The 9209-nt window shown below is 74.2% G+C and carries 9 protein-coding genes; 5 read left to right on the plus strand and 4 right to left on the minus strand.

Features of this window, described 5'->3' with window-relative positions; all coding sequences use genetic code 11:
* Positions 1-2: 2 nt before the first annotated feature.
* Positions 3-692, minus strand: a complete 690-nt coding sequence (locus EAD89_RS28860) for a TIGR03089 family protein (protein ID WP_121677892.1) — start codon at positions 690-692, stop codon at positions 3-5.
* 154 nt (positions 693-846) lie between these two features.
* Between EAD89_RS28860 and EAD89_RS28865 the strand changes: the two genes are divergently transcribed.
* On the plus strand, positions 847-1992 hold the full coding sequence (locus EAD89_RS28865; RefSeq protein ID WP_121657207.1) for a glycosyltransferase family 1 protein: 1146 nt from the start codon (positions 847-849) through the stop codon (positions 1990-1992).
* A gap of 61 nt (positions 1993-2053) precedes the next feature.
* The gene (locus EAD89_RS28870) at positions 2054-3145 is read left to right on the plus strand and encodes a mannose-1-phosphate guanylyltransferase (protein ID WP_121657206.1); all 1092 of its coding nucleotides are present in this window, start codon (positions 2054-2056) and stop codon (positions 3143-3145) included.
* Here the strand turns inward: EAD89_RS28870 and EAD89_RS28875 are convergent.
* A complete protein-coding gene (locus EAD89_RS28875; protein ID WP_121657205.1) occupies positions 3114-3731 on the minus strand; it encodes an NUDIX hydrolase in 618 nt (205 codons plus the stop codon). The two genes, EAD89_RS28870 and EAD89_RS28875, sit on opposite strands and share 32 nt — an antisense overlap.
* 39 nt (positions 3732-3770) lie before the next feature.
* Between EAD89_RS28875 and EAD89_RS28880 the strand changes: the two genes are divergently transcribed.
* Both EAD89_RS28880 and EAD89_RS28885 read left to right on the plus strand, forming a co-directional pair.
* Positions 3771-4829 carry a hypothetical protein gene (locus tag EAD89_RS28880; RefSeq protein WP_121677893.1) on the plus strand — a complete coding sequence of 353 codons (1059 nt, stop codon included), beginning with the start codon at positions 3771-3773 and terminating at the stop codon, positions 4827-4829.
* Positions 4830-5117: 288 nt separating this feature from the next.
* Positions 5118-6104 (plus strand): winged helix-turn-helix domain-containing protein, encoded by a 987-nt coding sequence (locus tag EAD89_RS28885; RefSeq protein ID WP_121677894.1) that lies wholly within the window; start codon positions 5118-5120, stop codon positions 6102-6104.
* A 16-nt stretch (positions 6105-6120) separates the two neighbouring features.
* On the opposite strand, the gene EAD89_RS28890 is transcribed toward EAD89_RS28885, so the two are convergent.
* Positions 6121-7209 carry a coenzyme F420-0:L-glutamate ligase gene (locus EAD89_RS28890; RefSeq protein ID WP_121677895.1) on the minus strand — a complete coding sequence of 363 codons (1089 nt, stop codon included), beginning with the start codon at positions 7207-7209 and terminating at the stop codon, positions 6121-6123.
* Positions 7206-8207, minus strand: coding sequence for a 2-phospho-L-lactate transferase (gene cofD / locus EAD89_RS28895; RefSeq protein ID WP_121677897.1), 1002 nt, complete (start codon positions 8205-8207; stop codon positions 7206-7208). The genes EAD89_RS28890 and cofD overlap by 4 nt, the downstream gene beginning before the upstream one ends.
* Before the next feature lie 98 nt (positions 8208-8305).
* Here cofD and EAD89_RS28900 point away from each other — a divergent pair.
* A partial coding sequence (locus EAD89_RS28900; protein ID WP_121677896.1) for a hypothetical protein occupies positions 8306-9209 on the plus strand: 904 nt, incomplete at its 3' end.

Raw genomic sequence — 9209 nt, forward strand, 5'->3', positions numbered from 1 at the left:
GGTTACGGGAGCGGGTGGGTCACCTGTTCCGCCTTCAGGCGGGCGGGCAGGTCGGTGGGGTTCAGGTTGGCGCACAGGACGACGGTGGCGGCCTGGGTCAGCGGGGCGAGCAGCCAGTCGACCGGGTCGGGGTAGCGGGCCGCGTCGATCAGGATCCGGGCGCCGGGCGTGATGCCCAGCTCCGCGGCGCGCGCCTCGGCGCGGGCCAGCAGGGGACCGTCCGCGGGGCCCGGTCCGGGCTGCGGGCGGAAGTGGTCGCCGTGCCGACGCACCTCGACCACGTAGTCGACGAACCCGGGTGGCACCTGCCGCAGCGGAAGTGCCAGCGGCGACAGCCCCAGGGCGTACCGCTCGCCGGCGGACCAGGACTGCGCCTCGTCGAGGCGGTCGGCGGCGGCGAAGAGCACGTCCACGTCGCCCGGCGTGTCGACCACGCTCAGCTTGGCCGACCAGCAACCCAGCAGCACGGCCGCGGTCTGCCAGTGCGGCGGCAGGAGCACGCCGGCCGGATCGCCCAGGGCGAGGGCGACCTCGTCGACGAGGAGGTTGGCGGTCTTCGCCACCCAGTTCGCCAGTGTCGCGCCGGACAGTTCGGTGCGGTCGCCACTGGCATCGTCGTACCAGGTCAGCAACGGTCGGGTCGGGTCGGTCGCGATCGCGTCGGCGAACACCCGGGCAATGTTGTCGGCCATCGGCGCGAACGATACGCCCCTGTGGGCCGTACTCGAAGACGATGACAAGTCGGCGTACCGTCGGGTCGCAGTCAGCGTCGGCCCCGTGCTCCGGCGTAGGCTTGGCCCCCGGAGTGTTGTTCCCCACAGACCCGCCAGTGCAAGGAGTCGCCCCGTGACCGCCGGTCGCCCGCCCCGCGTGCTCATCGACGCCACGAGTGTCCCCGCCGACCGCGGTGGTGTCGGTCGATACGTCGATGGTCTGCTCGGTGCCCTCGGCAAGGTGTGTGGGTCGGGGGTGGAGCTGGCGGTGGTCAGCCTCCGCACCGACCTGGAGCGGTACACCCGGATGCTGCCCGGCGCGGAGATCATCCCCGCGCCGGCCGCCGTGGCGCACCGTCCGGCGCGGCTCGCCTGGGAGCAGACCGGTCTGCCCCTGCTCGCTCAGCAGGTGGGCGCGCACGTTCTGCATTCGCCCTTCTACACCTGCCCGCTGCGGGCCGGGTGTCCGGTTACGGTCACCGTGCACGACGCGACGTTCTTCACCGAGCCGGAGCACTACGACAAGTCCCGCCGGACCTTCTTCCGCAGCGCGATCAAGACCTCGTTGCGCCGGGCCGACCGGGTGATCGTGCCCAGCAAGGCCACCCGGGACGAGCTGATCCGGCTGCTCGACGCCGACCCGACCCGGATCGACGTGGCCTACCACGGGGTCGACCACGCCGCCTTCCACGCGCCCAGCGAGGAGGAGAAGGCCCGGGTGCGCGCCCGGTTGGGGTTGGGCAACAGCAGCTACGTCGCCTTCCTCGGCGCCAAGGAGCCGCGTAAGAACGTGCCCAACCTGATCCGCGGTTGGGCCCGGGCGGTGGCCGACCGGGTCGACCCGCCGGCCCTGGTGATCGCCGGCGGGCAGGGGCACGACGACGACATCGACCGGGCGGTGGCCGAGGTCCCGTCCCACCTGCGGCTGCTGCGCCCCGGCTACCTGCGCTACGCCGACCTTCCCGGCTTCCTCGGCGGCGCGCTGGTCGCGGCCTACCCCTCCTACGGCGAGGGGTTCGGGCTGCCGATCCTGGAGGCGATGGCCTGCGCCGCCCCCGTGCTGACCACGCCCCGGCTCTCGCTGCCCGAGGTGGGCGGCGACGCGGTCGCCTACACATCGGAGGATCCGGAGCAGATCGGCACCGACCTGGCGGCGCTGCTGGACGACGAGCAGCGGCGGTTGTCGCTGGCGAAGGCCGGTTTCGACCGGGCCAAGGAGTTCACCTGGGAGTCCAGCGCCGAGGTGCACATCGCCGCGTGGAGCCGCGCCCGCTCGTGACCGTCCGGGCCCGGATGGCGAGCCGCCCACCCAGCCGGTGTCCGTCGGGCATGATGTGCGGATGCTCTATGCGGTCATCCCGGCGGGTGGCAGCGGCACGAGGTTGTGGCCGTTGTCCCGAGCCGGCCACCCCAAGTTCCTCCATCCGCTGACCGGCTCCAACGCATCGCTGCTCCAGGCGACCGTGGCGCGGCTCGCGCCGCTGGCCACACCGGACCGCACACTCGTGGTCACCGGAGCCGCGCACGTCGCGGCGGTCGCCCGGCAGCTGACCGGGCTGCCCGAGGAGAACATCCTGGTCGAGCCCTCGCCCCGGGACTCCTGCGCGGCGATCGCGCTGGCCGCCGCGGTGATCGCGCTGCGCGAACCGGAGGCGGTGATGGGCAGCTTCGCGGCCGACCACCTGATCGGCGACCCGGACAACTGGGTGCGCACGGTCCGGGAAGCGGTCCGTGGCGCGGAGCAGGGCATGCTGATGACGGTCGGGATCACCCCGACCCGGCCGGAGACCGGCTACGGCTACCTGGAGACCGGCGATCCGACCGAGGACGCGCCATGGCGTCCGGTGGCCGAGTTCAAGGAGAAGCCGGCCGTCGAGGTCGCCGAGGCGTACGTCCGTTCCGGCCGGCACCTGTGGAACGCGAGCATGTTCGTCTGGCGGGTGGACGTGTTCCTCGCCGAGCTGCTGCGCCAGCAGCCGGCCCTGCACGCCGGGGTGACCGCGATCGCCGCCGCCTGGGGCACCCCGGAGCAGGACGACGTGCTCGGCACGGTCTGGCCGACCCTGCCGAAGATCTCCGTCGACTACGCGGTGATGGAGGGCGCGGCCACGGCGGGCCGGGTGGCCACCGTGCCGGGCGACTTCGGCTGGAACGATGTCGGCGACTTCCACACCCTCGGCGACGTGCTGCCGGCCGACGCGTCGGGCAACGTGGTGCTCGGCACCGACGCCAAGCCGGGTGTGCTGCTGCGGGACAGCACCAACCTGGTGGTGGTGCCGCAGTCCGGCCGGTTGGTGGCCGCCCTCGGCGTGCGTGACCTGATCGTGGTGGACACCCCGGACGCGGTGCTGGTCTGCCCGCGCGACCGGGCCCAGGACGTCAAGGCCCTGGTCGACGAGCTCAAGGAGCGGGGCGAAGAGGGCTACGTCTGAGGGCCGCGAGGGCCGGCGCGACCAGTTGCGCGGTCCCGCCGGCCAGTGGCTCGGGGAGCCGGTCCGGAGGGAACCAGCCCAGCGCCTCGGCCTCGTCGCTGACCTGCTCCACCGCACCGGGCGGGGCGAGCACGGCGAACCGGACGTCGTAATGCAGCGAACCGCCCTGACAGCTCACCGGGTGGATGTCCACGTCGATCGGCACCGGGTCGATGCGCAGGCCGGCGATGCCGGATTCCTCGGTGGCCTCGCGCAGCGCGGCGCCGGCCAGGGTCTGGTCGGTCGGCTCGCAGTGCCCGCCGAGCTGCACCCAGCGCCCGAACTTGCCGTGCAGGCAGAGCAGCACCCGTGAGCCGGTGGCGTCCAGCACCAGCGCGCTGGCGGTGATGTGCCCGGGGCGGTGCGGTCGGCTCATCGTGACCGGCCCGGCGGCGAGCAGCGCGAGGGTCCTGTCCCGCGCGTTGGCCGCGTCCGGGCTGGTGGGCTGCCAGCCGTCGAGCAGCGCGGTGGCGTCGGCGTGCAGCGCGGCGTACGTCTCGGGGTCGGTCGGGTGGGCGGCGGGTCCGGTGAGCGCGGTGTCGGGCACGCCGCCACTCTACGAGCGTGCGCTCCGTACGCTGGCGCGGTGACCCTGCGAGCCCTCGAATTCGTGGTGGCCGGCAACGAGGCCAGTGATCTGCTGCCGGTGCGGTCGGCGGCGTTGCTGCGCGCGTACGGCGCCCGGCGGGGTTTCTGGACCGTGCTGGACGAGGGACCGGTGGAGCGCTGTCTGGCCCTGCTGCTGGAGGTGGACGACGGCGAGTGGACGGCGCGGCATGTCGCGGCGGACGCCGGCCGGGAGAACGGCCGGACCGAGGACGGTGAGGCGCTCGCCCACCACGACGGCTGGGTGTACGTCTTCGGCTCCCACTTCGGCTCGAAGGCCGGCCCACTGCGCCCCCGGCGGGCGTTCGTGGCCCGGTTCCGGGAGGACGAGGCGGCGTCCGGGCCGGTGCCGGTGCACGTCGTGCGCAACCGTTTCCGGCTGCACCGGGCGGTGAACGACGCGCTGGTCGCGGCGCCGCTGACCCCGTTGCCGCCGGGGGAGCGGGTGCGGGCGCGGTTCATCGTGGAGACCCTGGCCCGGGGGACCGCCCGCGAGAAGAGCTGGGTGAGTCGGTTGGCCCCGGACGACCTGCCGCTGAACGTGGAGGCGGCGGCGTTCACTCCGGCCGGCACGGTGCTGCTGGGGCTGCGCTTCCCGGTCACCGTGGCTGGCGAGCCGATCCTGGTCGAGGTGGCCGACGTGCCGGGCATGTTCGCGGCGGAGCCGGCCTGGCCGCGGGCGGTGGGGACGTACGCGGTGACCGGGGTGACGCCGCCGGCCGCGCTGACCGGGTTCCGGGCGATCGCCTTGACCTCCGACGGCGGGTACGCGGCCGTGATCGGCTCGATCGACGCGTTGGGCAAGGGTTCGGTGCTGCTCGACGACCATCCGGGCGGAGGTGACGTGACCTCCCGGCACGTCCGCTTCCGGCTGCCGGGCGGCGATCCGCGCGTCGCGGCCCCGGACCGGCACCTGCTCGCCGGGGAGCTGGTGGCGGACCTGGCGCCGCTGCACCACGTCGAGGGGCTGGCCGAGCTGGACGGGCGGCACTTCTACGTCACCGACGAGGACCATCGGGTCGTGCTCTGGGCCGGCTGAGCGGGGCATCATGAAACGTGACGACGGAGCGACCGGACGGCACCTCTGCGGAGCAAGGGCCGCAGACCCTCGTGGTGCCGCCCGATCACCGGTCCTCCCCCGGTCCCGGTGCCCGGCGCCGCGCGTACGTGACGCGTGGGTACCGTGCTCGGGCACTGGAAGCATGCCGAACCGGCCCGGGAGGCGTCGAGGTTTTTCAGCTCAGGCTTAAAGATGGAGATAAGTGCCGGCCAGGTAGAGTCGAACAGCCACCCGGCATCCCCCTGCCCGGCGGCTCAGGAGCGCTGCATGCTGAAGATCCACTTTTCTGGCGAGGACATCCTCCGGACCCGGGTGGCGCCGGCGGCGGACCCGGTCTGGGAGTTGGTCCTCAGCCTGCACCTGCTGCAGGGCCGCAGCCGTGATCCGCTGACCGACAACTGGCGGCGCGCGGTGTCCCGAGGGCTGCGCCAGGACGCCGCCTCCGACCAGCTCCGGCTGCTCTTCGCGTTGAGCCCGCCGCGTGGCTACTTCCCCGACTTCCTCACCCCGTACGCCAGCGTCGACGGCTTCGAGGCCGGCCTGGACGCGGTCCGCAGCACCCCGACCGAGCGGCTGCACCGCGACCTGAGCGTGCTGGCCACCGAGAACCCGCTGCCGTCCTCGGTCGGCGCGCTGGCCCGGGGCGAGGCGGCGGCGCTGCGCCACCTCTCCGAGTCGATGGAGCAGTACCGGTCGCTGGCGATCAGCCCGTACTGGAGCCGGATCCAGTCCGCTGTGGCGGCGGACCGGTCCCGGCGGGCCCGGGCCCTGCTCGACGGCGGCATGGAGGGCCTGCTCACCAGTCTCCGGCCGGCGATGCGCTGGGAGGACGGGGTTCTCGAGGTCCGCGACTACCCGCACAGTCGGGAGCTGCACCTGGACGGCCGGGGCCTGCTGCTCGTGCCCTCGTTCTTCTGCGCCGCCACCCCGGTCGCCCTGCTCGACCCGGCCTTGCCGCCGGTGCTGGTCTACCCGGTGGACCGGCTGGGCGGGCTGGCGCCGGCCGACGGGGCGGGCCCGGCCGGCCGCGAGTCGCTCGCCGCGCTGCTCGGCCGGACCAGGGCGGCGGTGTTGCAGGCCAGCGACGACGGCTGCACCACGGGTGAGGTGGCCCGCCGGCTCAACATCTCACCGGCGGCGGCCAGTCAGCACGCGACCGTGCTGCGCAACGCCGGCCTGCTGGTCAGCCACCGGGACCGCAACACCGTGCTGCACACGTTGACCCCGCTCGGCCGGGCCATGCTGGACGCCTGACCCGACCGGCTGCCCGTCAGAGGGCGAGGGTGGCGCTGGCCGGGCTGCCGGCAGGCGGGGGGAGCAGGGTCGAACCGACGCCCTCCGCGGCCAGGGCGACGCGCAGCCGGTGCAGGTCGGCGCCGAAGCGGACCAGGTCCATCGGGTCCACCGGGGCCGGTGGCGAGCCGAGCACCAGGGCGGTGGCGCCGTCCGGCCAGCCGGGGACCTTGGCGATCAGGCCGGCGCGTACGTCCGCCTCGTCGACCAGGGTGAAGACCGTGCCGGGAGCGACCACCCCGGCGACCGCGTCGATCGCCCGTCGTGCGGCGGCCGGGTCGGCCGGCGTGGGGCCGGGACCGTCGGTCAGCGTGGCGGCGTCGGTCAGCCCGGCCGCCCGAGCTTCGGCGGTTCCGAGCGAGAAGAGGTCCTGCGCGGCATCGCGGACCAGCGCCCGCGCCCCGGCGGAGTCGTCCGCGCTGGTGGTGGAGAGGTAGCCCCGCACCACCGCCACCGGGACCTGGTCGCACTTGCCCTTGATCAGCTCGCCGGCGCCCGCCAGCTCGTCCACCACGGCCATCTGGGTGAGCTGCAGCTCGTTGCCGTACGGGTCCACCTCGCCGCGGTGGTCGCGGATGGCCGGCATCCCGGCCACCCCGAGCGCCACGTCGGTCAGCCCGTTGCGCCAGGGCCGGCCCATCGTGTCGGTGATGATGACGGCGACGTCCAGGTCGTAGCGCTTGCGCAGCGCGGCGCGCAGCGCCCGGGCGGAGGCGTCCGGGTCCACCGGCAGCAGCACCAGCCGGGTCTTGTCCACGTTCGACGCGTCGATGCCGGCGGAGGCCATCACGAAGCCGTGGTGGGTCTGCACGATCCGGGTCGGTCCTCGGCTGGCCACCACCCGGGCCGTCTCGGAGGCCAGCACCTCGTCGCGCGCGGCCAGCCGCTCGGGCCCGTCCGCCGGGACGTCGACCAACCGCCCCTCCGCCTTGGAGACGATCTTGCTGGTGACGACCAGCACGTCGCCGTCGCGCAGCCAGGGCGCCGCGGTGGCGATCAGGGCCGCCAGGTCGTCGCCCTCGGTCACGTGGCCGATGCCCAGCACCGGCAGGATCTCCAGCCTCACGTCAACTCCACCGCGGCGCGGACCATCGCCGCCGTCGCCGCCTCGTCGGTCATCCGCAACGGCACCGCGCGGACCGTCACCTCCGGTACCAGCGTGCCCGCGTCCTCCTCGGCCACCAGCCAGCCGTCCAGCAGGCCGCCGGCCGCCCGGCCGCCGTAGAGTCGACCCACCCCGGCCGCGCTGCACTCGACGCCGAGCACCGCCAGGCAGCGGTCGGCCATCCCGCGGACCGGGGCGCCGCCGATGATCGGCGAGATGCCCACCACCGGGGCCGGGCCGGCCGCCACCGCCTCCCGCAGCCCCGGCACGGCCAGCACCGGCGCCACGCTCACCACCGGGTTGCTCGGCGCGACCAACACCAGGTCGGCCGTGCCGATCGCCTCCAGCACGCCGGGTGCCGGCTTGGCCGTCTCCGCGCCCACGAAGACGAAGCGATGGGTGGGGATGTCCGCCCGGTACCGCACCCACCACTCCTGGAAGTGGATCGCCCGCTGGCCCTTATCGTCGTCCGCCGTGCCGGCGCTGTTCGCGACCGCGGGGCTCGCAGGCTCACTCCTCGCGCTCACGATCGCGTGCGTCTCGAGCCGGTCGTCGGTCGCCGGGAGCAGACGTACGCCCGGCTGCCAGCGGGTCGCCAGCGCCTCGGTGACCGCGTGCAGCGGGTAGCCGGCATTGAGCATCGTGCTGCGCACCAGGTGGGTGGCGATGTCCTTGTCGCCGAGGCCGAACCAGGTCGGCTCCGCCCCGTACGCGGCCAGCTCCTCCTTGACCGTCCAGCCCTCGCCTACCCGGCCCCAGCCCCGCTCGGGGTCGGCGCCGCCGCCGAGGGTGTACATGACGCTGTCCAGGTCGGGACAGATCTTCAACCCGTGCAGCCACAGGTCGTCGCCGACGTTGACGACGGCGGTCACCTCGGCGCCGACCTCTCGGGCGTACGCCCGGACGCCGAGCAGGAACCGGGCGCCGCCGATGCCGCCGGCCAGAACCACGATGCGCATGTCGACCATCCTCGCGCACGTGACGCCTCCGGTCCGCCGGTGGCCCGGGAGACTAGGCTCACGTGCGCCCTGTCCGTCCACGCCCCGAGGGGGAGTTCGTGACCAGCCCCGCCGAGCCCGCGTCCACCGACGCGACCCAGGCCCGCCAGCTGACCAAGCCACTACGCGAACTGGGTGCGCTCGCGCTGCTCGGCGCCAACGCCGTGTTCCTCTTCGTGGGCCTGCTCCGGCTGCTCAGCCCGAACGACTACAGCTCCTTCACCGACCGTGCGGGCAGCGCGTTCTTCGCGTTCATCGGGTTGGAGGCGGTGGGCCTGCCGCTGCTGGCCGTGCTGCTGGCCACCCACGTGTCGCCGGTGTTGCCGAAGGCGAAGCTGATCACTCAGGTGGCTCTCGGCGAGTACGCGGTGAGCGCGCTGCTCGGCACGCTGACCATGCTGATCTGGACGGTGGGCCGGCTCGCCGAGGCCGAGGTGCTCGACGCGCTGCTCGGTGTGCTCACCCGGTTCGCCTGGCTGATGATCTTCGCGGCCGCCGCCTGGGTGGTCTACGCGGTCTGGCGGAAGTTCTACTACGTGCCGCGGCCGAAGCCCCAGCCGGGCGTCTACGGTCAGCCGCAGCCGGGCTGGCCGCAGCAGCAGGGCGGCTGGCCGGCCCCGGGGCAGCCCGGCGGCCAGCCGGGTGGTGGTTGGCCCGCCCCGGGCCAGCCGGGCGGATACCCTCCGGCGCAGCACCCGGGCCAGTACGGCCAGCCCTCGCCGCCGTTCGGGTCGGCGCCGCAGTCGGCACCGCCGTTCGGGTCGGCGCCGCAGTCGCCCCCGCCGGTCAACCCGACCCCGCAGTCCGCCCCGCCGGCCGCGCCCCCGTTCGGCCAGCCGCCGTCGGCGGACCCGACCCAGGCGATTCCGCGTCAGTCCGCCGACCCGACCCAGGCGATCCCCCGCCCCGGCGACACGGACGCCGACCGCACCCAGCACATCAACAACCCGGGCGACAACCCCC

The sequence above is a fragment of the Micromonospora sp. BL4 genome, from assembly GCF_003667505.1.
In the GTDB taxonomy this organism is placed as follows: domain Bacteria; phylum Actinomycetota; class Actinomycetes; order Mycobacteriales; family Micromonosporaceae; genus Micromonospora.